Genomic DNA, 22183 nt, shown 5'->3' with positions numbered 1-22183 from the left:
TCCTTTACGAGCCGGCCTTGGGCGCGGCGCGTTTCGCCTCGTCCAGGGTATTGGCGACCGCCTGCACGGCCATGCCGTCGGCCAGTTTCAGCTGGCCTGAAGCGACCACGCGCTGGCCCTCGCGCAAGCCGTCAACGATAGCCACGCGGCCCCCTGCCCGCTCGCCCAGTTTCACGCCCACGCGCTTCACGGTGAGCGGCTGTTTTCCCTCCTGCTGCGCGACAAACACCGTGTCGCCGTACGCGCTGTAGGTCACGGCCGTTTCCGGCACCGTCAGCTGCTGGCCCGCCTCGCGCGCCACGCGCACATTGGCGTACATGCCCGCCTTCAGGGCGCTGCGGGGATGGGCGAGCGTCGCCTGTACCTGCACCATGCGCGAGCGGGCGATCAGCGGATCGATGGCGTTGATCTTTGCCGTGAAGACGTCGCCGGGGTAGGCGTCCACCAGCACTTGCACGGCCTGCCCCGGCGCCAGCTTTGTGCTACTTTGTTCATCGAGGGCGAAGTTCACCAGCAGCGACTTCGTGTCGATCAGGCTGGCCACCGTATCGGCCGCGTTCAGGTACTGGCCTGCGTGCACCTTGCGGATGCCCAGCTGCCCGGCGAACGGCGCGCGGATGGTCTTTTGCGCGATCAGCGCTTCCGTCTGGCGCACGTCGCCCAGGGCCGCATCGCGCGCGGCCAGGGCGCTATCGAGCTGCTCCTGCGTGGCTGCCTTCTCCCTGACCATTTGCGCCGTGCGGGCATGGCTGCTTTCCGCGTTTTTCAGCTGCGCGCGCTGGCGCAGCAGGGCCGCCTGTTCCGGCGCGTCATTCAGCTGCACCAGCACGGCGCCGGCCGCCACGGTCTGGCCCGACTCGAAGCGGATCTGCGTGATGCGCCCGCCCGTTTCGGCCGCCACCTGCACCTGGCGCGCCGCTTCCAGTTCGCCCACGCCGGCAAAAAAACGCTCTTGCGTGCCCAGCACGACGGGCACCAGGGCTACCTTGGTGGCGGGAGTGGCGGCGGCATCGGCCGCATGCGAGTCGGCCCGTGGGGTCAGCGCGGCGCCCGCGACGGCCAGGGTGATGGCCAGCGCGGAGGCGCCGACGAGTTTCGTATTCATGATGAAGTCCTTTACAGCAGTCAAAGGGATAAAGACAACGGGAAGAAGAGGCGCAGCGGAGGCTGATCAGGTCCGCTGCGCGTTGAAAAGTACAAACAGGGCGATGGTCCACAGCAGCAGCACCAGATGCGTCGTCTGCAAGCCTTCCTGGGCGATCCAGTAGCCGAACCACAGGCCGCCCAGGTGCATCAGCAGCAAAAAGGCAGCCATGGCGCACAGGGCCAGGTTCAGCCAGGGCAAGGCAGGCGCCAGGCCGCCGCCGAGAAACAGCGTCACGCCCGTCCAGGCGGCGATGGCGGCGGCAAGTTGCAGCGCCAGCACCACGCCCAGCGATAGCCGGTGCAGGGTCAAGGACGTGAGCGCGCGGTGCAGCAGCGGCGTCTGGATGGTCGGGTCCTGGCGCAGTGGATCCATGCGCATGGTGTTGCCGATGGCCCAGACGGCGCCATGGAAGGCGTACAAGTTGTTGATGGCGGCCAGGGGCAGCCAAATGGCCAGGCCGGTAGCGAGGATGGCGTGAAATAGCCAGATGGAGTGCTGCAGCTGCATGGGATTCCAGTCCAAAGTGTGTCTTGCCTGCATGCGGACGTGGAAACTCCTCGACAGCGGAGAGCTAGCGGCCTATTATGCAAGCAATTAGTTGGTTAACTGGCCCCATGATAGTTGAGCGAAATGAATTACACAAGTAAACGTTTGGATAATAGCGAGGCGCCGCAAACGACGGAGCGCATCCTGTATTTCATCAAGACCAAGGGACCCGTCTCCACGGCCACCCTGGCCAAGACCCTGGACATGACGGGCGAGGCGGCGCGCCAGCAAGTGCAAAAGCTGGTGGCGGCGGGCCTGATCGAGGGGCGCCAGGAAGCGCAGGCGGGCGCAGGCCGGCCGCGCCAGAACTGGGTCTTGACGGAGGCGGGCAATGCGCGCTTTCCCGACACGCACGCGCAGCTGACGATCAAGCTGATCGGTTCGGTACGCCAGTTGTTCGGCGAAGCGGGGCTGGATAAACTCATCACGCAGCGCGAAGAGGAAAGCCGCAGCGCGTATGCGCTTGCGTGCTCGGCGCCGGACTTGCCCACGCGTTTGCAGCAACTGGCGGCCGTGCGCGATGAAGAGGGTTATATGGCGCGCGTGGAAGCGGACGGGACTGACTGGCTGCTGATCGAAGACCACTGCCCCATCTGCGCCGCCGCGCGCACCTGCCAGGGCTTTTGCCGCTCCGAATTGCAGCTGTTCCAGGAAGTGGTGGGGCCTAACGCCAGCATCGTGCGCGAGCAGCATTTGCTGGCTAACGCCATGCGCTGCGTTTATCGGATCCGGGTGCTGTCCTAAGCTTTCGGAAACAGCGGGCGGGTAGCAAGCGCCACCAGCCCCGCCAGCCACCACACGACGGGCCAGCTGCTGGCCGCCAGCAAATGCGGGATGGCGATGCCGGCCGCCACCACGACGGCCATCAACAGCCAGCCCGGCGCGTCCAGCCAGGCGATGCATCCCAGCAAAACGAACGAAGCCAGCGCCACCAGGGCCGAGCCGCGCAGGTAAGCGGGCCGGTTCGCGTGGCGGTCCGTGTGGCGTCCGCTCCAGATGCGCATCACCATGGCGCCCGCCTGCAGGGCCACCATCACGGCCGTGATGGCTGCCAGGCCCAGGTGGCCATGGTCGTGCAGGAAGACGGTGGCGAAGCTGAGCACGGCAAACTGTGGCACGCACAGCAAGCCGATGGCCGCCACCAAGCGCCAGACCTTGCGGTTTTTGAGTGGACCTTGCAAGGGCGGTGCAGGCCTTCCCCCAATCAGGCCCGTGGACGCGTTTTGCGGGGCCGTGGCGGCCTCGAAAGAGAAATCGGGCTCATGTATCGATCTCCAAGTGAAAAACGCCGACAGGCCGCATACGAGGGCCAGGGCGCCAAACACGGGCATGAAGCCGTAGCGCGATGCCAGGCTGGGCGTGACGGTGCGCACCAGCCTGGGCTTGCCCTCTTCCGTGCGCGCGCTCGATCACGTGGCGGCGGGATTGCCCGCCCTGCCCCCGCTATCGCTGGAACTGCTGCGTGCCTCCAGCGTGTCCAGGCCGCCCGTCGAGCGGCTGGCTGGCCTGATCATCGAGTCGCTGCAACAAGATGCCGCTTAAAACGCCTGCGCCGTGGGACGCAGCACGATCTCATTGATATCCACGTCGGCCGGCTGTTCGATCGCATACGCGATGGCGCGCGCCACCGAAGCGGCGGGAATGGCAATCTCGTAGAACTCCTTGACAGCCTTGGCGCTCTCGGCGTGGCTGCTGCCCTGGCTCAGTGGCGTGTCCACGGCGCCCGGCGCAATGACCGTGGTGCGGATGGTGCCGCCGCTGGCAGCCAGCTCGTGGCGCAAGCCTTCCGATATGGCGCTGACGGCAAACTTGGTGCCGCTGTAGACGGTGCCGCCCGGACTGAAAACTTTTTGTCCCGCCACCGACGAGATATTGATGAAGTGGCCGCTGTTTTGCGCCTGGAAATGTGGCAGGACGGCGGCGATGCCATTCAACACGCCTTTGATGTTGATATCGATCATGTTGTTCCACTCGTCGACTTTCAAGGCGCTCATCGGCGCGATGGCCATCAGTCCCGCGTTGTTGATCAGCACGTCGACCTTGCCGAACACGGCCAGGGCCGTGTCGATCAGATTCTTGACGTCGGCAGGCACCGTGACGTCGGTCTGGGCAATGGCGGCCTGGCCGCCGGCGGCCGTGATTTCCTCGGCGATGGTATTGAGCAAATCCATGCGCCGCGCACCGAGCACGACGCTGGCGCCGAGTGCGGCCAGGTGGCGCGCGGTGGCTTCGCCCAGGCCGCTGCTGGCACCGGTAATGACGACGACTTTCCCTGCAATTGTTTGAATCATGATGAATTCCTTGTGGAGGCAGCGCAGTGCTGCGGATAACATCGATCAATGCTGGCGAGCCACGTCAGGCAGCGGCCACGCTGCAGGCACAGCTTAGCGCATTTGTGCTGCCATCTACTATAAAAATGATAATTATTAAATGATAATCGTTAGGGACGCGCAATGAGCACTTGCGTGGGCGGCATGGGGAAATCGCTGGCGCTGTATTGTTCCACTGGCCGCCAGCCCGTGGCGCGCGCTTAGGGCTGAAAAGCCGGTGTAGAATCGGCGGGCAGGATCTTTCATCTCACAGCAAGGAGACATGATGGCCCGCAAAATCTTTGTCAATCTGCCCGTCCAGTCGCTCGAGCGTTCCGTGACGTTCTTCACGGCGCTGGGCTTCAGTTTCAATGCCCATTTCACGGATGAAACGGCGACGTGCATGATCGTCGCCGACGATATTTTCGTGATGTTATTGACGCACGACAAGTTCAAGCAATTCACGCCCAAGCAGCTGTGCGATACCAAGGTGGCGACGGAAGTGCTGGTGTGTTTGTCGGCCGAGAGCCGCGGCGAAGTCGATGACCTGGTGGCGAAGGCCGTCCAGGCAGGCGGCAGCATCTACAAGGAGCCGATGGATTTCGGTTTCATGTATGGCCACAGTTTTCAGGACCCGGATGGGCATCAGTGGGAGCTGATGTATATGGAACCTAATTCAATACCGCAATAGTTGCGGTATTGAATCCGGTACGGCGCTCTTAGCTGGCCAGCGCCAGCAGATCGACCACTTCCAGCCCGGCCAGGTCTTGCGTCGTGTTGCCCGCAAACGCGGCGCGGCTAGGCTGGCCATTTTTCAGCCAGGTGCGCGTGACGTCCTTGATCTGGCTCAAGGTGCAAGTCAATACGCCGGTGCGGAACTGCTGGCGCACGGCTTCCGTCGTGCCGCGCTGCTGCATGTTCCACGCCGTCAGCGCTTCCGCGTACGGCGAGTGCGGCTTGTCGAGGCCCTTGATGACGCAGATGATGGCTTCTTCCACCTGCTCTTGCGAGAAATCGCCATCGAGGATGTGATCCAGGGTCGTGCCGAAGTCGGCAAACGTGCCGGCCAGGCGCGGATCGCGGTAGGAACTCAATGTAAACGTGCCGGCGCCGGCCGCGTAGCTGGCGCTGCCGCCATATGCGCCGCCTTTTTCGCGCAGGGCTGTATGCAGCACCTGGTTGGTCATCAGTTCAGCGGCGACAGCCAGGGCCGAGGCATCCGGATTGTGCACGCCCGGCACGGCCCAGGAAACGAAGCAATGGTTGATCTGGCTTGTCGCATGCAGGGCCGTGTTGGCCAGCGGCAATGCGGCAGCTGCTGCTGCCTCTGTCGGCGCAGCGGTATCCGTGCTGGCTGCCGGCAATTCCAGCAAGCGGGCCAGGGTGATGCCATCCTGCTCCAGGCCGGCGCACAGCACGGTCGGCTGCTGGGCGATGATGTGCGCGTGCAGGGTGTCGAGTTCGCGGGCGATTTCCTGCAAGCCTGCCGACGTCTTGCTCAGTTGCTGCAAGCGTCGGTAGAACGGCAATGCCGCCGGGCCGCCGACGATGTCGTCGAAGCGGCGCGTGGGCGACAGGGGAGCTGCCGAGGCCAGCATGGCGTAGCGGTTGCCCGATTCGGCCAGGCTGCTCAATTTGTCTTGCACCAGGCTTTCGATCAGGAAGGCCAGGCGCTCTTCTTCATCGAAGCGGGGCTTGGCGATCCAGGCCGACAGCACGGCGGCAATGGCCGCGTGTTCTTCGCGCAAGCCGCTGGCCGAGAACGACAGTTCCACGCGCATCGCCTGCTCTGGGCGCGGGATGGCTTCCAGGCCGATGTGGAACGAGGGCACCATGCTCTGGCGCCAGGCGCTGGCATCGTCGAACGACATCTCGCCCACGCCCAGTTCCGGCGCCAGGTCCGTGTACAGACGCAGCCATGGCCACGACGCTTCCGGCAGGCTCGACACGTCGTACAGCACGTTGGCATAGCTGATGCCGTTCGAGGCAATGCTGAACGCCACGGCGCCATCGACGGCGGGCGGGATCGGCAGTGCCGGGCGCGGCGCGGCGCTGACGTCGCCAGGGCGGATGCGCGGCAAGACTTCCGAATTCGATGGCAGTTGCTGATGCGCTTCCAGCGCGGCGGACTCGGCCACGATGTGTTCGCGCTCGGCATCCGTCAGCGTCGCTTGCAGGGCCGCCAGCTTGGCGTCTTCCTGGGCGGCGCGGTCCGTGAAGTAGGCGCTGTCGGGCACCACGTGCGTCGTCAAGCGGGTCGGATTGGCGATCAGCTCGCGCACCAGTTGCTTGAAGAATGCCGGGTCTTCGATTTGCTGTTCCAGGGTTTCCAGAATCGCCGCATTGTCGAAGGCGTCCATCACGTCGCCGCCATACATGGCCAGCGGCAAGGCGTGCAGCAAGCGGCCCAGGCCGTAAGGCATGCGGCCGCTGCTGATTTCGCGCTGGCTGTATTTGATGTCGCGCAAGGCGGCGTGCAGCACGGCGGCGGGTATGCCCTCTTCCGCCGTTTCTTCCAGCGCCGTCCAGATGCGCTGGTGCGCATCGGCGATCTGTTCCTGGGTCAAACCTTCCATGCCGATGTGGAACACCATCTGGCGGATGCCCGCGTCGCGGCCATTCATGTCCGATGGGCGGCCATAGCCGGCCGATTCCATGGCGCGCATGACGGGCGCCGACGATTCACCCAGCAAGCCATGCGACAGCAAATGCGCGTGATAGTAGGCGATGGGGTCGCTCGACTCGCCCATCAGCCAGGCGAATTGCAGGCCGAACTCATCATCGCGCGCTTCCTGCGACGGAATTTTGACAATGTTTTCCTGCGGCGCGGTCCACGCTGGGGCCAGCTGCGGCAGGCGGCGTTCGGAGAAGCCGCTGAGCTTGGACAGCACGCGCTCGGCCACTTGTTCTTGCACGGCCGACGCTTCGATATTGCCGGCCGTCATGATCACGGCTTGCGACGGATGGTAGTGGCTGGCGTGGAATTCTTTCAGCATTTCATGCGTCAGCTCGGGGATATTCAGCGGATCGCCGCCCGATTCCACTTCATACGTCGTGCCCTTGAGCAAGGCGCTGGCGATGCCGCTGTCGAGCGCGCGCATGGGGCTGTTGAAGGCGCCCTTCATTTCATTGAAGACGATGCCCTGGTACACCAGTTTGTCGCCCTCGAACGCATGGCGCCAGCCTTCCTGGCGGAAGTTCAGGTAATCGAGGTTCGGGAAGAAGGCCGCGTCCAGGTAGACGTCGAGCAAGTTGAAAAAATCCTTGCGGTCGGTGCTGGCGAACGGGTACACGGTGCGGTCCGGATAGGTCATCGCATTCATGAAGGTGGCCGTCGAGCGGCGCAGCATCGAGAAGAAGGGGTCGCGCACCGGGTAGCGCGACGAGCCGCACAAGGCCAGGTGTTCCAGGATGTGGGCGCGCCCGTCGCTCACTTCCGGCACAGTGGGAAAGGCCACCAGGAACACCATCTCAGCCTGCTCGGTATGCATGTGGATATGGCGCATGCCCGTTGCTGGCTCGACATATTGCTCGATGGTTGCCTGCAAGACTGGAATGAAGTTGCTGCTGACTTTTTCAAATGTGCTCATGCGGTATGGGATCTCTGCGGTAGGTGATTCGGATAGTCTGTGGGGCTGCATCACATCTGGGGGCAAAGTGGCGTAATGCCAGGGCCTGTCGCCAAGGCGGAGGGCTACTTTGACGCCTGCGTGAAGTTTTTCCCTATTGTACTAGGAGTATTCGTGCGCCGCCGCCGGGGCCTTGCTGGCAGCCGGAAAAGCGACAAAATTAACAAATTGATCATTTCAGGGTGGCTGGCGTCTCCGAATGTAAGCTTAGCGTACCATGCGCCTTTTCCCCCTTGTTGAATGAACCGAAGGCGCTTACCTTGTCCAGACTGTCCTTTCGCCAACTGTTATTTGCCGCCTTCATTTTGACGACGGGAATTTTGACGGCCACATCCGTGCAAGCCCTGCTGACCCTGGAACACCTGGCGCGGCTGGGGCGCGAGACGGCGGCGCAGGCGATTGCCCTGACGGAACAGTCGCAGCGCTTGTCCGAGCGCACCCTGGCCATGGAGCGCAGCGCGCGCCAATTCCTCGTGCTCGATGATCCCGTATTCCGCGAGCGCTACGCGGCGGCCCGCGATGAAGCGACGGCGGCGCTGCAAGTGCTGAACCGCGCCACGCCCGAGTTCGCGCCCCAGCTGGCCGACGAATGGACGGTGCAGGCGCAAGCGGCGTGGGAAGTCTTGCAAGCAGGCAAGCGCCGCAAGCGCGATGGCCACGCCGTTGTGTACCGCGCGTTTGCCCGCATGACGCAGATCAATGACAGCCTGGCGCGCGAAAGCAAAACGGAAATCGGCAGCCGCAACGATGCCCTGCTGGCCGAGCTGGAACGCCAGCGCCGCCTGCTGGGCGTGCTGGTGGGTGGCGCCGTGCTGCTGGCGGCCGTGCTGGCCACCTGCTTCGGCTTTCTATTGTCGCGCCCGCTGCGCCGCATCGAGACGGCCATCGAGCGCCTGGGCGAAAAGCGCTATGACCAGCCCATCGTCGTCGGCGGTCCGGCCGACACGCGCCGCCTGGGCCAGCAGCTCGACTGGTTGCGCCAGCGCCTGGCGGATCTCGATGCCGACAAGGAACGTTTTCTGCGCCACATCTCGCATGAGTTAAAAACGCCGCTGGCGGCCCTGCGCGAAGGCGTGGCCTTGCTGGAAGATGAAGTGGCCGGCAAACTCAGCGATGGCCAGCGCGAAATCGCCGGCATCCTGCAGCAAAACACGGCGTCCTTGCAAACCCAGATCGAAGACTTGCTGCGCTACAATACCGCCGCTTTTGACGCCCAGCATCTGGCGCGCAGCAAGGTCGATTTGCTGGTCTTGCTGCAAGATGTGGTGGCCGCGCAGCGCCTGCAATGGCTGGCGCGCCGTTTGACGGTCGAGGTGCAGGGAGTATCCCTGATCGTGCAGGCCGACCGCGACAAGCTGGCGACGGCCCTGGCGAATTTGCTGTCGAATGCCGTGCGCTTCAGCCCGGAAGGCGGCACCGTGCGTTTCACCCTGTCTTGCGAAGGCGGCCGCGTGCGCATCGACTGCATCGACGAGGGGGCCGGCGTGGCGCCCGAGGATGCTGCGCGTATTTTTGAACCGTTTTACCAGGGAGTGCGCCAGGCGGCCGGCGCGCGCAACGGCAATGGCATCGGCCTGTCCATCGTGCGCGAATATATCGCCGCCCACGATGGCAGCGTCACTCTTTTACCGCGCCAGGCCGGCGCACATTTTCGGATAGAACTGCCCTTATGATGACGAGAATTTCCCTGGCCGGCATGGCCGCCTGCGCGCTGCTGTTGGGCGCCTGCGCCGCCAAGCCCCCCACCCAGACGTCCGTGCTGGTGCAAACGCCACCGCGCGTCGTGGTGGTGATGGACCCGCAGCTCGCCGAGCTGCTGGCGTATCAAGGCGCCTTGCGCCTGATGACGCCGTCGGAACTGGTGAAAGCGCAGCTGGACCTGGCGAAAGCCGACCATGCGCCGCACAACACGCTACGCCGCGCCATGCTGCAAGCGGCCTTGCGCGGCCCCGGCGACCTGGCCCGCGCGCAAGCCTTGCTCGAGCCGCTGGCCACGGCCACGGGCAAGGACGCGCAACTGCTGGCGCCGCTGGCGCAATTGCTGGGCAGCCAGTATGCGGAACTGCGCCGCCAGGAAGAGGGCATCGACAAGCTCAATGCGCAGCTGCGCGACGCCCAGCGCCGTAACGACTTGCTCAATGAAAAACTGGAAGCGCTGAAAAACATCGAGCGCAGCCTGTCCGTGCGCCCAGCCGCGGGAGCGTCGAAATGAGCGAGCACGCCCACATTTTATTGGTCGACGACGATCCCGACCTGCTGCGCTTGCTGACCATCCGCCTGAAGGCGGGCAACTATCGGGTCACGGCCGTGGGCAGCGCGGAAGCGGCGCTGGCGCGCCTGGCCGTGGAATTGCCGGCCCTGGTCATTACCGATGTGCAATTGCCGGGTCGCGACGGCCTGGCCCTGTTCGATGAAATCCGCCGCCAGCATGCGGCCCTGCCCGTCATCCTGCTGACGGCCCACGGCACCATTCCCGACGCCGTCGACGCGACGGCGCGCGGCGCGTTTGCGTATCTGACGAAACCGTTCGATGGCAAGCTGCTCATGGAAAAAGTGGCGTATGCCATCAACTTGTCCACCGTCATGCCGGCGCCGGCGTCCGGCGACGAGAGCTGGCGTGCCGAGCTGATCAGCCGCAGTTCGCAGATGGCCGAACTGCTGGCCGAAGCCAAGCTGGTGGCGGGATCGGACGCCAGCATCCTGATCCGCGGCCCCAGCGGCACGGGCAAGGAATTGCTGGCGCGCGCCCTGCACAACGCCAGCCGCCGCGCCAAGGCGCCGTTTATCGCCGTCAACTGTGGCGCCATTCCCGAGCAGTTGCTGGAATCGGAACTGTTCGGTCACGTCAAAGGTTCGTTTACGGGCGCCGTCGGCAACCGCGAAGGCTTGTTCCAGGCGGCCGATGGCGGCACCCTGTTTCTGGACGAGATCGGCGACATGCCCTTGCCGCTACAGGTGAAATTGCTGCGCGTGCTGCAGGAGCGGGCCGTGCGCCCTGTCGGCGCCGACCAGACGCGCCCGGTCGACGTGCGGCTCTTGTCGGCCACGCACCGCGACCTCGACGTGGCCATGGCGGAAGGCCAGTTTCGCGAAGACCTGTATTACCGGCTCAATGTTGTGACCTTGACCCTGCCGCCGCTGGCCGAGCGGCGCGAAGATATCTCCCTGCTGGCGAACCATTTCTTGCAGAAACTGGCGGCCAAGTACCAGAAACCCCTGAACGGCTTCGCCCCCGACGCCTTGACTGCGCTGGTGGCCGCGCCATGGCCCGGCAATGTGCGCCAGCTGGTCAATGTCGTCGAGCAAGTGTGCGCGCTGGCCACGGCGCCGCTGGTGCCCTTGTCCCTGGTGCAGCGGGCCCTGCGCGTACCGTCCCTGGAAGCGCTCAGCTACAACGAAGCCAAGCAGCGCTTCGAGCGCGACTACCTGATTCAGCTGCTGCGCCTGACGGACGGCAACGTGGCCGACGCGGCCCGCCTGGCCGACCGCAACCGCACGGAGTTCTACCGTTTATTACAGAAATACGAGCTGACGCCGGCCCTGTTCCGCACGGATGGCGACCCTGTCGCTGAATAGCGACAAAAATAAAGCGTGGAAAATCAAGGGCTTGGCGCGAAATATTGACGCTCTGGCCACAAGCTGTCGCTGTCTGGCGACAAAAAGCCCCGTTTTGCCGGCCAGATTCGTCTGAAACGCGCAGAAAAAAATCGGGTTTGCATGTAAGTCATTGATTTTGAATGCAATTTAAAAGCTGGCACGGTGCTTGCTGTATGGGTAGATGTGACGCTTCAAAGTGTTGCTGTTTATTGCTATAGCCAAGTAAGAAGCTTTTAACTTCATTGAGAGGAACTACCATGCAAACATCGAAACTGTTCAATACCCTGGTCGCCGCTATCGTACTGTCGGGCGCCTCGATCACCGCTTCGCATGCAGCTGACTCCGCCCCAAAAGCACAAGCTCCTGCTGACACTGTAGTGGCCGCCAACGCTGCTGCTGCCGTCCCTGATGAAACCATCACTTCCTCGGCCAAGGCCGCCCTGAGCGCCGATGCGCAAGCCGCTGCCCTGCCAGTCAAGGTAGCAACCCAGCAAGGTGTGGTCGTCCTGTCGGGCGACGTACCGAGCGCCGAAGCGGGTGACCGCATCGTGCAGATCGTCGCCTCCGTGAGCGGCGTGAAAGAAATCAAGAACGAGCTGAAAGTCAAAGCCGCTGGCTAAACCCCTCGCGCTGTACTTTACTCCGGGTTGCCCTGTCTGCGGACAGGGCATTTTTTTGTGCCATTGTGTCCACAAGCCACGCCTGCTTCCAGGCAGGTAGCCCGGCGATAGGGTTAGAATAGCCGGCACTGGCGCCGCTCCCGGCGCTGCTTGTCATCCCCGGCACAGCGTTGCAAGGCTGCGCCGTTACCAGGCTACCGCATGTCTTCTTTTTCTCCCGCTGCCCTGTTGCGCAATCTGCAACCCGATAATTTCACCATCGCCCTGCTCGTTACCGTGGCGCTGGCCAGTTTCCTGCCGTGTACGGGCACGACGGCCGTGGTCTTCGGCCACGTCACCACCGTCGCCATCGGCGCCCTGTTCTTCCTGCATGGCGCCAAGCTGTCGCGTGAAGCCGTGGTGGCCGGCGTCATGCACTGGCGGCTGCACTTGCTGGTGCTGGCCAGTACTTTCATCCTGTTTCCACTGCTGGGCCTAGCCCTGCGTCCGCTGGCGCTGACGTTTCTCACGCCCGATTTATATGTGGGCATTTTGTTCCTGTGCGCGCTGCCGTCCACCGTGCAATCGTCGATCGCCTTGACAGCCATGGCGCGAGGCAATGTGCCAGCCGCCATCTGCAGCGCCTCGGCCTCGAACTTCATTGGCATCTTCCTTGCCCCCATCCTCGTGGGCTTGCTGGTGGCCAAGGGCGCGGAAAGCAAGTCGTCGGTCGATGCGGTACTCTCCATCGTCATGCAGCTGCTGCTGCCGTTTTTGGCTGGCCAGTTCCTGCGCCGCTGGATAGGCCGCTGGGTCGACCGCCACAAGGCCATGCTGAAATTCGTCGACCAGGGTTCGATCTTGCTGGTGGTCTACACGGCCTTCAGCGAAGCCGTCAGTGTAGGCCTGTGGCATACGATCTCGGTGGAAACCCTGGTAGCGCTGGGCCTGTTCAGCATCTTGCTGCTGGCGCTGGTTCTGGGCCTGATGACGTTCATCAGCCGCCGCCTTGGTTTTTCCAAGGAGGATGAAATCGCCATCGTCTTTTGCGGCTCGAAAAAAAGCCTGGCCAGCGGCGTGCCCATGGCCAAGGTGCTGTTTGCCACCCATTCGCTGGGCATGGTGATCCTGCCGCTGATGCTGTTCCACCAGATTCAGCTGATGATCTGCGCCGTGATTGCGCAGCGCTACGCGCGGCGTGACGAGGGGCAGGAAGTGCCAGCGTCGACGCTGTGATCCTGGCCTTGTAGTAGCCGCATCGCCTGGTACAAGCCGTCGACTATCACCGCATACGCCTGCCGCCGGCTCGCCTCGTCCGGCGCGCGCAGCACATACGACGGGTGATATACGGTCACCACCCAACGTCCATCGTGATGGATGGGCGTACCGACCAGCGGCGTCATGCTCGCCGCCGCATCTTGCAGCACGGACTTCAGCGCCGTGCTGCCCAGCGCCACGATCACCTGTGGTTTGACACGATCGATTTCTTCTTCCAGCCAGCCATGGCAGGCGAGAATTTCACGCTGCGCGGGTGTCTTGTGCAGGCGGCGCTTGCCGCGCGGTTCCCACTTGAAATGTTTGACGGCGTTGGTCAGATAGATGCTGTCGCGCGCCATGCCCGCTTCCTGCATCGCCTGGTCCAGCAGCGCACCGGCCGGGCCGACGAACGGCAAGCCCGCCAGGTCTTCCTTGTCGCCCGGCTGCTCGCCGACGAGCATGATGTGCGCCTGTTCGGGCCCTACGCCGGGCACGGCCTGAGTGGCGCTTTTCCATAGTTCGCAGCGGCGGCACTGGTCAAGGGTGGTGGTTGCCGCGCGCGCGGGTTGGGCGCGCTCGGCGGCAATCGGGATCATGGTGGCGCCGCTGCGCTGGCCTACGCTGGCCGTCTGGCCCGTGCGGCGCTCGCCATTCGCTGCGCCGCTGAGCATGGCGGGCACGATGGCGCCTTCCGGCAGGTTTTTCCAGAAACGCGAGGGGATATGGCTGCGCAGCAGGCCGGCGTTCAGGCGCGCGGGATTGAAGATGCTGCGGTAATAGGTCAGCCACAGGGCTTCACCCGCATCGTCGATATCGGCCGCGCCGCGCAGCAGGGCCGGTCCCGCGTGCAAGGTCGCGCCATTCCACAGCATGCTGGCCTGGGGCGTGGCGATCATCCAGCTGATGGCGCCCATGCGGCGGGCGAAGTGGCGCGCCACCTGCGGCAGCACGTCGTGCGTGGGCTCGAACCAGGCCACGAAGCGGGGCGCGCCCTCGGCTTCGCTGCGTTCGCGGAAGCGCACATACGCGTGCATGTCGTGCTCTTCGCGGCGCACGGCCTTGGCCATGGCGTGCAGGCGCGCGCCGTCCGTATCGGCAGGCGACATCACGTCGTGCTGGCCCAGCTGCCAGCGCCAGAGCACCTGATACAGAAAGGCCCAGCGATCCGGGGCGCTGAAACAGGCGGCGCTTTCCAGTAATTCCACCAGGGGACGGGGCAGTCGCAGCAGTGGTGCGCTGGTATCCGTTGCCTCCGGCGTGGAGGAAAATAGGTCGCCATCACCGGCTTGCGACTGCCAGACAACGTCCGCAGGCGGTACGCCGCGCGCGATCAGTTCCCGCGCGGCAGCGCGCCACTCGTCGAACGACTGCGCCAAGCGCACGACAGGGCTCATGCCGCCTGCAGTTCGGGCCATAAATGCATCTGCTGCGGCGCTTCCGCCATGGCCCGGCGCAGGTGTTCGGAGGCGGTGGTATCGCGCGCGGGAAAGTAGTCGGCCGTGATGATGAATGGCGCAATTTTCTTCATGCTGCAGCGCAGGCGCGACAGGTCGGCGTAGCGCACTTGCCGCAGCTGGCGCAGCTCGACGATGCGCTGCGCGTTGCGCAGGCCAATGCCGGGCACGCGGGCGATCATGTGCTGTGCCGCACGGTTCAAGTCCAGCGGAAAATGTTCGCGGTGTGCCAGCGCCCAGGCCAGCTTGGGATCGATATCGAGCGCCAGGTTGCCGCCCGTGGCGGGCAGCAGTTCGCTGGCCTGGAAACCATAGCTGCGCAGCAGGAAATCGGCCTGGTACAGCCGGTGTTCGCGCAGCATGGGCGGCGGCGCCAGCGGCACGCTTTTCGGGCTGTCGGGGATCGGGCTGAAGGCCGAGTAGTACACGCGCTTGAGTTTGTAGCTGCCGTACAAGGTCTCGGCCGTGGAGAGGATCTGCTGGTCGTCGCTGGCGTCGGCGCCGACGATCATTTGCGTGCTTTGCCCGGCCGGCGCGAAGCGCGGCGAGCGCGGTTCTTCCGCTTTCTCATCGAGCTTGCGGCGGATGGCGCCCATCGCCAGTTTAATCGTATGCACGCTTTTTTCCGGCGCCAGTTTTTGCACGCTGTCTTGCGTCGGCAATTCGATATTGACGCTGAGCCGGTCGGCATAGCGGCCCGCCTGCGCGACCAGGGCAGGATCGGCGTCGGGAATGGTTTTCAGATGAATATAGCCGCGGAACTGGTGCACCTCGCGCAACTCGCGCGCCACTTGCACCAGCTGCTCCATCGTGTAGTCGGCCGACTGGATGATGCCGGAACTGAGGAACAGGCCGTCGATATAGTTGCGCAGGTAAAAGTCGGCCGTCAGCTTGACCACCTCGGCCACCGTAAACCGCGCGCGCGGCACGTTCGAGCTACGGCGGTTGACGCAGTACTGGCAATCGTACAGGCAGTAATTGGTCAGCAGTACTTTCAGCAGCGAGACGCAGCGTCCGTCCGGTGTGTAGCTGTGGCAAATGCCCATGCCGGAGGTGGCGCCAAAGCCATCCTTGCCGATGGAATCGCGCTTGGGCGCGCCGCTGCTGGCGCAGGACGCGTCGTACTTGGCCGCGTCGGCGAGGATTTCCAGCTTGTCCGTCAATTCCATGGCTCACCTCAATATACTGTGTTTATATACAGTATATCAGGGATACCACCTTGTGTTGGCTTGACTTGCGCCATGGCAGAACGCTATATATGGGTGTATATTACGCTCCTTGTTCAGCGTTCACTTACAAGGATACGATCATGCGCCTCACCTCCCTCGCCCGCCTGCTTGGCGTCGCCCTGCTCGCTACTGCCGCCACCTCCGCCTTTGCCGGCGAAGTAGTGGTGTCGGCCGCGGCCAGCCTGACGAATGCGTTCAAGGATGCGGCGCAAAGCTACGAGGCGCAGTATCCGGGCAGCAAGGTGTCCCTGAACTTCGCTGCCTCGGGCGTGCTGCTGCAACAGATCGTCAAGGGCGCGCCCGTGGACGTGTTTGCCTCGGCAGACCAGGAAACCATGGATGCGGCGCAAAAGCAGGGTCTCGTCTTGCCGGCCGACCGCATGGACTTCGTCAGCAACAGCCTGGTGCTGATCGTGCCGCACGATAGCAAGCTGGGCATCAAGAGCTTGAGCGACCTGACGCACAAGGGCGTGACCCGCGTGGCCATCGCCAACCCGGCCAGCGTGCCCGTCGGCCGTTACTCCGAAGGCGCGCTGAAGAAGGCCAAGCTGTGGGACGCCGTGCAGACCAAGGCCATCGGCACGCAGAACGTGCGCCAGTCGCTCGACTATGTGGCGCGCGGCGAAGTCGATGCGGGCTTTGTCTACGCCACCGACGCGGCCATCATGAAGGATAAAGTCAACGTGGTGCTGGAGGTGCCATTGGCCTCGCCCGTGCTGTACCCGATCGCCACCATCAAGGGCAGCAGCAATGCGGCCGAAGCAAAGCGCTTCGTCAGCTACCTGCAGACGGCGCCGGCGCAAGCCATCCTGGCCAAGTACGGATTCAAGAAACCATAACTTAAGCACGCGCCCGCATGGATATCGCCTGGACCGCGCTGGCCCTGTCGCTCAAAGTGGCGGCGTGGGCCACGGCGCTCAATTTGTTGCTCGGCATCGGCACGGGTTATCTGCTGGCGCGCACGCGTTTTCCTGGGCGCGAGCTGCTCGACGCCCTGTTGACCCTGCCGATGGTGATGCCGCCCACCGTGCTGGGCTATTACCTGCTGGTGCTGCTGGGCCGGCGCGGCACCCTGGGCGTCTGGCTGCAGGACAACTTCGGCATCAACCTCATCTTTACGTGGCAGGGCGCCGTGATCGCTTCCACCGTGGTCGCCTTTCCCCTCGTCTTCAAGCCGGCGCGCGCCGCCTTCGAGGCCGTCGACGGCCAGCTGGAGCAGGCGGCCCGCGTGCTGGGCATCTCGGAAATGGCGATTTTCTTCCGCGTGACCTTGCCGCTGGCCTGGCGCGGCATTCTCGCAGGCGTGCTGCTGGGCTTTGTGCGCGCGCTGGGCGAGTTTGGCGCCACCCTGATGGTGGCCGGCAGCATCCCCGGCAAGACGCAGACCCTGTCGGTGGCTGTGTATGAAGCCGTACAGGCGGGCCAGGACGACGTGGCCAATACGCTGGTCTTGATTATCTCCTTTGTCTGCATCGTGGTGCTGCTGTCGGCTGGCCGCCTGGCGCCCGGGCGCATCGCGCACAAATGACGGCCATGATGACGCCCATGCAACTCGACCTCGACATTCGCGCCACCTTGCGCTCCGGTAAGCGCCGTTTCGACATGCAGGTGCAATGCACCTCAAGCAGCCAGCGCATCGCCATGTATGGCCCGTCCGGCGCCGGCAAGAGCATGACCCTGAAAGCCATTGCCGGACTCTTCACGCCTGACGCGGGCCATATCCGCCTGAACGGGCGCACCCTGTTCGATTCCGCCGCCGGCATCAATTTGCCGCCGCAGCAGCGCAATGTCGCCTATCTGTTCCAGGATTACGCCCTGTTTCCGCACCTGACGGTGCGCCAGAACGTGGGCTTTGGTCTGGCGCGGGGCTGGTTCAACCCGCGCGCGCGCGAAAAGCTGGCCAAGGTCGAGCATTGGCTAGCCGCGTTTCACTTGCAGGAACTGGCGCACCAGTTTCCCGACGAGTTGTCCGGTGGCCAGCGCCAAAGGGTGGCGCTGGCGAGGGCGCTCGTGGCCGAGCCGGCCGCGCTGCTGCTCGACGAGCCGTTTGCCGCCCTCGATCCGGCCCTGCGTGTCAAAATGCGGCTGGAACTGAGCCAGTGGCAGCAACGCCTGGACGTGCCCATGATCCTGATCACCCACGATCCGGAAGATGCGCGCATCCTGGGCGAGCATGTGCTGTACTTGCGCGACGGACAGATCGATAACAGGGAAGAACACATGGCATTGGGGGAACGCATTGGATAAAATCGGCCTGCAAGGCTCGGTATGGATGACGGTGGGCGGCGAGCATCTGGGCGGCGCCGGCCGGGTGGAATTGTTGGGCGCCATCGCCGAATGCGGCTCCATCACGCAGGCGGCCAAACTCGTCAAGATGAGCTACAAGGCGGCCTGGGACGCCATCGACGCCATGAACAACCTGGCCGGCGAGCCGCTGGTCGAGCGCCTGACGGGCGGCAAGGGCGGCGGCGGCACGCGGCTGACACCACGGGGACGCCAGCTGGTCGACAATTTCCGCATCATCGAGCGCGAGCATGCGCGCTATCTGCGCCAACTGGGCAGCCAGGCCGAAGGCATCGCCGACGATCTTTTACTCATACGGAGAATGGCCATGAAAACCACGGCACGCAATCAATTCCTCGGCAAGGTGACCGAACTGAAACAGGGCGCCGTCAACGATGAAGTCACGCTGGCATTGCCCGGTGGCCAGCACATCGTCGCCATCGTCACGCAGGGCAGCAGCGCCAGCCTGGGCCTGGTGCCGGGCGCGGAAGCGTTTGCACTGATCAAGGCCTCGTCCATCATCCTCGTGGCGGACAGCGAGGGCGTGCGCTTTTCCGCGCGCAACCAGCTGGCCGGGCTGGTGACGCGCGTGCAGACGGGCGCCGTCAACACGGAAGTGGTGCTGGACTTGCCACGCGGCGGCACGATCGCCGCCATCATCACCAACCAGAGCAGCAGCGAGCTGGGCATCGAAATCGGCAGCAATGTGACGGCGATGTTCAAGGCGTCCAGTGTGATCCTGGGGGTGCCCGCCTAAACCCAAAGCAAGGACTGGGGTCGTACCCTGAGGGTACGACCCCGGCCTTTATCTCTTGGGTTCAAACGCGCCTAATCCTTCAACCGCGACAACCACTCGGACGCTGCCGCCAGCGTCAGTTCCAGTTCCTGCGCCGTCTGCGCCAGCAGCGCCGGCACGGCGTCCAGGCGGCCCGCATCGATGGCTTCCTCGGTGGCGAACGCGGCGCGGATCAGGCGTTTCGTGCCCAGGGTGCCCACGGAGCCGCGCACGCTGTGCAGGATGCGCGCCACGTCGCTGTGGCGGCCTGCCTGCAATGCCGTTTCGGCATCGCGCACGGGCGTCATGCCCTTGTTCAGCGCGTCTTCCACCATGCGCCGCAGCACGCCGCGCCCCTTCGCGTCGCGTCCCATCACGCGCATCAGCGGCGCCATGGAAAATACCTCTTCATCGGCGACACGTGCCGGCCCGGCCATCTGCATGTGCGGGTGCTTGGGCAGGTGGCGCAGGATGACTTCCATCATCTCTTCCACCACCACGGGCTTGGCGATGAAATCGCTGATGCCGGCCGTCATGCAGCGCTCGCGTTCGGACGCCAGCACGCCGGCCGTCATGGCGATCACGGGCAGGCTCAAGCGCAGTTCCGTGCGGATGATGTGGGTGGCGCTGAAACCGTCCATGATGGGCATCTGCATGTCCATTAGCACGATGTCGTAGCGCAGCGCTTCCGTGCGCAGCCGTTCCACGGCTTGCAAGCCGTCGCCCACCACGTCCAGGGTGGCGCCCATGTGTTCGAGGATGCCGCGCGCCACGGCCTGGTTCAAATGATTGTCTTCCACCAGCAGGAAATGCACGCCGGCCAGTTCCGTGCCCAGCGGCTGGTGCAGCATGCGCTGCTCGTCGCCATCGTTCTTGGCGATCAGCGCCTGGTGCAGGGCATCGAACAGGCTCGATCCCGTGATCGGCTTCATCAGCACGACATCGGCTTCGGCCGCGCTGGAGATTTCCTCCAGGTGGTTGCGGGCGAAGGCATTGACCATCACCACGATGGGCTGGCGCTGGCCGCTGGCCGCCTGGCGGATGGCCTTGGCCGTGGCCAGACCGTCCATCACGGGCATGTGCCAGTCGGCCAGCACCACGTCGTACGGCTGCTGCTGCGCCAGGCGTTCGCGGTACAGCTCGATGGCGGCAAAGCCGGAGTCCACTTCGTCGGCCAGCCAGCCCCAGGCCTCGATCAGCTTGACGATCAGTTCGCGCGTGGTGCGGTTATCATCGGCCACCAGCAGGCGCAGCTGGCCCAGGGCCGGCGTGCGCCGCGTTTCGGCCGGCTGCGCCAGCATGTCGAAGGGCACGCTGAACCAGAAGCGGCTGCCCTTGCCTTCGCTGCTGGCGACGGCGATATCGCCGCCCATCATGTGGATCAGCTGCTTGCTGATGGCCAGGCCCAGGCCCGTGCCGCCGAAGCGCCGCGTGATGCTCTGGTCGCCCTGTGAAAACGCGGAAAACAGCTGCTGTTGCTGCAGTTCCGTCATGCCGATGCCCGTGTCGCGCACTTCGAAGCGCAGCCAGGCGCGCCCGTTTTCGCTCTCGGCCAGGCTGACGGCCACCACCACTTCGCCGCTCTCGGTAAACTTGATGGCGTTGCCGGCCAGGTTGACGAGGATTTGCTGCAGACGCTGGGCGTCACCCATGAGGCGCCGCGGCACGTCGGGCTCGACGGCAATGGCCAGTTCCAGCTCCTTTTCGCCCGCATTCATCGTCATCGTCGTCGCCAGGGTATTCATGACTTCGTCGAGGTCGAATTCGACGGGCGACAATTCCATGCGCCGCGCCTCGATCTTCGAATAGTCGAGCACGTCGTTGAGGATGCCCAGCAGCGACTGGCCCGCCACGCGCACCATGGTCAGATACTTGCGCTGTTCCGTATCGAGCTTTGTATTGCCCAGCAGATACACCATGCCCAGCACGGCATTGAGGGGCGTGCGGATTTCATGGCTCATGTTGGCCACGAAATCGCTTTTCGCGCGGTTGGCCGCCTCGGCCCGGTCGCGTTCCTGTTCCAGCTCCGCCGCGCGCGCTTCGAGTTCCTGCTGCAGGCGGTCGCGTTCGCCCATCAGACCGTTGAACGCTTCCGTCAGTTCGCCGATCTCGTCGCGCTGCTGCACCGGCACGGGGGTGAAACGGCCGCCGCTGGTGCGCAGGGCCAGCAGGGTGTCGCGCAGGCGCACCAGCGGCGACAGCAGGCGCACGGTGACCCAGCCCAGCACGGCTGCGGCCAGCAGCGAGGCGAGGATGCTCCACAGTACCAGCCGGTACAGCACGCCATCGAACGGTGCGAAGGCATCCGCGACGGGCAGCGAGGCGGCCAGCAGCCAGTTCACCGATTTCAGGCGCTTGAAGCTGTTGACGGCCGTGATGCCGCCGCTGTTGGTGCTGACCATGCTGCCTTCGCCATCTTGCTTCAGCAACTCGGTGGTGCTCAGGTTGGCGTTCGGCTGGCGCGGCTGCAGCAAACGGCTGGTATCGGGGTGCAGCACGTAGCGCGGCACGGCGCCGCGCGTGAGGATGAAGTAATAGCCGCTCTTGCCGATCTTTTCCGAACGCAAGCGGCCCAGCAGGTTGTCTTTGTACAGGCGCAGCACGCCGATCACCACGCCAGCCACCTGGCCATCGGCGGCCAGTACGGGCGCCACCATCTGCACGATGGGCATGCCGCTCGACTTGCCCAGCATGGGTTCGGTGATCATGGGCTGGCGCGTGCGCAGCACGGTCTGGAAGTACTCGCGCTCGGCGACGTTGATGCCGATGCGCCCGGCCACCTGCGGCATGTCGGCCACGATGGCGCCATGCGCGTCGAGCACCAGCACGTCATCGAACAGCGCCAGCATAGAGCGGCGCGCATAATATTCGCGCAATTGGGCTGGCTGGGCGATCAGTTCCGGCGGCTGCTGCCTGGCCGTCAGCGTGACGATTTGCAGCAGCATGCCCAGCTTGTCGTCGAGTTCGGCAGCGGTGCGGCTGATCAGGGACGACTGCTGGCTCAGCAGTACTCGGGTGAAGTCGTCGCGCATGTGTTGCACCTGGATCATGGTGACCAGGGCGATCATGGCGATCGAGGTCAGGCTGGTGGCCAGCGCGACTTTTGCTTTAATGCCGAGAGGCTTCATGATTTCCTTTTCAGTACCGGGCGGCACAGGCGGCAGACGACGCTGTCAGGAATTTTCCTATCAAAACATTAACTTGGCAAGCGGCGCCGCGTAAATTGCCCTTCCCCGCAAGGGCTTTTGACGATGTTGCCATGTAATTAAAGTCAGAACGTCGTTTATTCAGCGCAATTGCGGTGAAATTGGCACACGGCAACCGTGTATGCAGTAAACTTGTTATTGCATTTTATAAA

At 64.1% G+C, this 22183-nt stretch carries 20 protein-coding genes; 12 read left to right on the top strand and 8 right to left on the bottom strand.

The features are described from left to right. Positions 1-4: 4 nt before the first annotated feature. Together ACQ4WS_RS11105 and ACQ4WS_RS11100 are read right to left on the bottom strand one after the other, a co-directional pair. Entirely contained in the window at positions 5-1105 is a 1101-nt protein-coding gene (locus ACQ4WS_RS11105; protein WP_436476178.1) for an efflux RND transporter periplasmic adaptor subunit, read from the bottom strand. A gap of 66 nt (positions 1106-1171) precedes the next feature. Continuing rightward, on the bottom strand, positions 1172-1654 hold the full coding sequence (locus ACQ4WS_RS11100; RefSeq protein ID WP_436476176.1) for a DUF2165 family protein: 483 nt from the start codon (positions 1652-1654) through the stop codon (positions 1172-1174). A 123-nt stretch (positions 1655-1777) separates the two neighbouring features. Between ACQ4WS_RS11100 and ACQ4WS_RS11095 the strand changes: the two genes are divergently transcribed. Then, a complete protein-coding gene (locus ACQ4WS_RS11095; RefSeq protein ID WP_436476174.1) occupies positions 1778-2437 on the top strand; it encodes a helix-turn-helix transcriptional regulator in 660 nt (219 codons plus the stop codon). Here ACQ4WS_RS11095 and ACQ4WS_RS11090 read toward each other — a convergent pair. After that, the gene (locus ACQ4WS_RS11090) at positions 2434-3024 is read right to left on the bottom strand and encodes an MFS transporter (protein WP_436476265.1); all 591 of its coding nucleotides are present in this window, start codon (positions 3022-3024) and stop codon (positions 2434-2436) included. The two genes, ACQ4WS_RS11095 and ACQ4WS_RS11090, sit on opposite strands and share 4 nt — an antisense overlap. A gap of 28 nt (positions 3025-3052) precedes the next feature. Here ACQ4WS_RS11090 and ACQ4WS_RS11085 point away from each other — a divergent pair, with 28 nt between their 5' ends. Beyond that, entirely contained in the window at positions 3053-3235 is a 183-nt protein-coding gene (locus tag ACQ4WS_RS11085; RefSeq protein ID WP_436476172.1) for a hypothetical protein, read from the top strand. On the opposite strand, the gene ACQ4WS_RS11080 is transcribed toward ACQ4WS_RS11085, so the two are convergent. Further along, positions 3232-3984, bottom strand: coding sequence for an SDR family oxidoreductase (locus tag ACQ4WS_RS11080; RefSeq protein WP_436476170.1), 753 nt, complete (start codon positions 3982-3984; stop codon positions 3232-3234). The two genes, ACQ4WS_RS11085 and ACQ4WS_RS11080, sit on opposite strands and share 4 nt — an antisense overlap. Positions 3985-4288: 304 nt before the next feature. On the opposite strand from ACQ4WS_RS11080, the gene ACQ4WS_RS11075 reads away from it, so the two are divergent. Further along, the gene (locus ACQ4WS_RS11075) at positions 4289-4693 is read left to right on the top strand and encodes a VOC family protein (RefSeq protein ID WP_436476263.1); all 405 of its coding nucleotides are present in this window, start codon (positions 4289-4291) and stop codon (positions 4691-4693) included. A 28-nt stretch (positions 4694-4721) separates the two neighbouring features. On the opposite strand, the gene ACQ4WS_RS11070 is transcribed toward ACQ4WS_RS11075, so the two are convergent. Then, on the bottom strand, positions 4722-7592 hold the full coding sequence (locus ACQ4WS_RS11070; RefSeq protein ID WP_436476168.1) for an insulinase family protein: 2871 nt from the start codon (positions 7590-7592) through the stop codon (positions 4722-4724). A 299-nt stretch (positions 7593-7891) separates the two neighbouring features. Between ACQ4WS_RS11070 and ACQ4WS_RS11065 the strand changes: the two genes are divergently transcribed. The 5 genes from ACQ4WS_RS11065 (at position 7892) to ACQ4WS_RS11045 (ending at position 13063) form a co-directional block, all read left to right on the top strand. Then, positions 7892-9304 (top strand): HAMP domain-containing sensor histidine kinase, encoded by a 1413-nt coding sequence (locus ACQ4WS_RS11065; RefSeq protein WP_436476166.1) that lies wholly within the window; start codon positions 7892-7894, stop codon positions 9302-9304. After that, positions 9301-9843: a hypothetical protein gene (locus ACQ4WS_RS11060; RefSeq protein ID WP_436476164.1), complete on the top strand. Its 543-nt coding sequence runs from the start codon at positions 9301-9303 to the stop codon at positions 9841-9843. Before ACQ4WS_RS11065 ends, ACQ4WS_RS11060 begins: the two co-directional genes overlap by 4 nt. Next, positions 9840-11207, top strand: coding sequence for a sigma 54-interacting transcriptional regulator (locus ACQ4WS_RS11055; protein ID WP_436476162.1), 1368 nt, complete (start codon positions 9840-9842; stop codon positions 11205-11207). Before ACQ4WS_RS11060 ends, ACQ4WS_RS11055 begins: the two co-directional genes overlap by 4 nt. Positions 11208-11485: 278 nt before the next feature. Beyond that, positions 11486-11848 (top strand): BON domain-containing protein, encoded by a 363-nt coding sequence (locus ACQ4WS_RS11050; RefSeq protein ID WP_436476160.1) that lies wholly within the window; start codon positions 11486-11488, stop codon positions 11846-11848. A gap of 201 nt (positions 11849-12049) precedes the next feature. Then, positions 12050-13063, top strand: coding sequence for a bile acid:sodium symporter family protein (locus ACQ4WS_RS11045; RefSeq protein ID WP_436476158.1), 1014 nt, complete (start codon positions 12050-12052; stop codon positions 13061-13063). Here ACQ4WS_RS11045 and ACQ4WS_RS11040 read toward each other — a convergent pair. Together ACQ4WS_RS11040 and ACQ4WS_RS11035 are read right to left on the bottom strand one after the other, a co-directional pair. Continuing rightward, entirely contained in the window at positions 13015-14499 is a 1485-nt protein-coding gene (locus ACQ4WS_RS11040) for a UdgX family uracil-DNA binding protein (RefSeq protein ID WP_436476156.1), read from the bottom strand. The genes ACQ4WS_RS11045 and ACQ4WS_RS11040 overlap by 49 nt on opposite strands. After that, a complete protein-coding gene (locus tag ACQ4WS_RS11035; protein ID WP_436476154.1) occupies positions 14475-15707 on the bottom strand; it encodes a putative DNA modification/repair radical SAM protein in 1233 nt (410 codons plus the stop codon). The genes ACQ4WS_RS11040 and ACQ4WS_RS11035 overlap by 25 nt, the downstream gene beginning before the upstream one ends. A gap of 140 nt (positions 15708-15847) precedes the next feature. Between ACQ4WS_RS11035 and modA the strand changes: the two genes are divergently transcribed. Genes modA through ACQ4WS_RS11015 form a run of 4 tightly spaced genes read left to right on the top strand, consistent with a single transcriptional unit; the run spans position 15848 to position 18807 of the window. Next, the gene (gene modA / locus ACQ4WS_RS11030; RefSeq protein ID WP_436476152.1) at positions 15848-16606 is read left to right on the top strand and encodes a molybdate ABC transporter substrate-binding protein; all 759 of its coding nucleotides are present in this window, start codon (positions 15848-15850) and stop codon (positions 16604-16606) included. 17 nt (positions 16607-16623) lie between these two features. After that, on the top strand, positions 16624-17295 hold the full coding sequence (gene modB / locus ACQ4WS_RS11025) for a molybdate ABC transporter permease subunit (protein WP_436476150.1): 672 nt from the start codon (positions 16624-16626) through the stop codon (positions 17293-17295). Positions 17296-17312: 17 nt separating this feature from the next. Beyond that, positions 17313-18014, top strand: coding sequence for a sulfate/molybdate ABC transporter ATP-binding protein (locus ACQ4WS_RS11020; RefSeq protein WP_436476261.1), 702 nt, complete (start codon positions 17313-17315; stop codon positions 18012-18014). Between the two features lie 25 nt (positions 18015-18039). Beyond that, complete coding sequence (locus ACQ4WS_RS11015) at positions 18040-18807, top strand: TOBE domain-containing protein (RefSeq protein WP_436476259.1); 768 nt, start codon at positions 18040-18042, stop codon at positions 18805-18807. 71 nt (positions 18808-18878) lie between these two features. Here the strand turns inward: ACQ4WS_RS11015 and ACQ4WS_RS11010 are convergent, their stop codons facing one another. Then, positions 18879-21953 carry a response regulator gene (locus ACQ4WS_RS11010; RefSeq protein ID WP_436476148.1) on the bottom strand — a complete coding sequence of 1025 codons (3075 nt, stop codon included), beginning with the start codon at positions 21951-21953 and terminating at the stop codon, positions 18879-18881. Positions 21954-22183 lie beyond the last annotated feature (230 nt).

Source organism: Janthinobacterium leeuwenhoeki, assembly GCF_051380795.1.
Lineage (GTDB): Bacteria > Pseudomonadota > Gammaproteobacteria > Burkholderiales > Burkholderiaceae_D > Janthinobacterium.
This window is presented reverse-complemented; position numbering and strand designations above follow the sequence as displayed.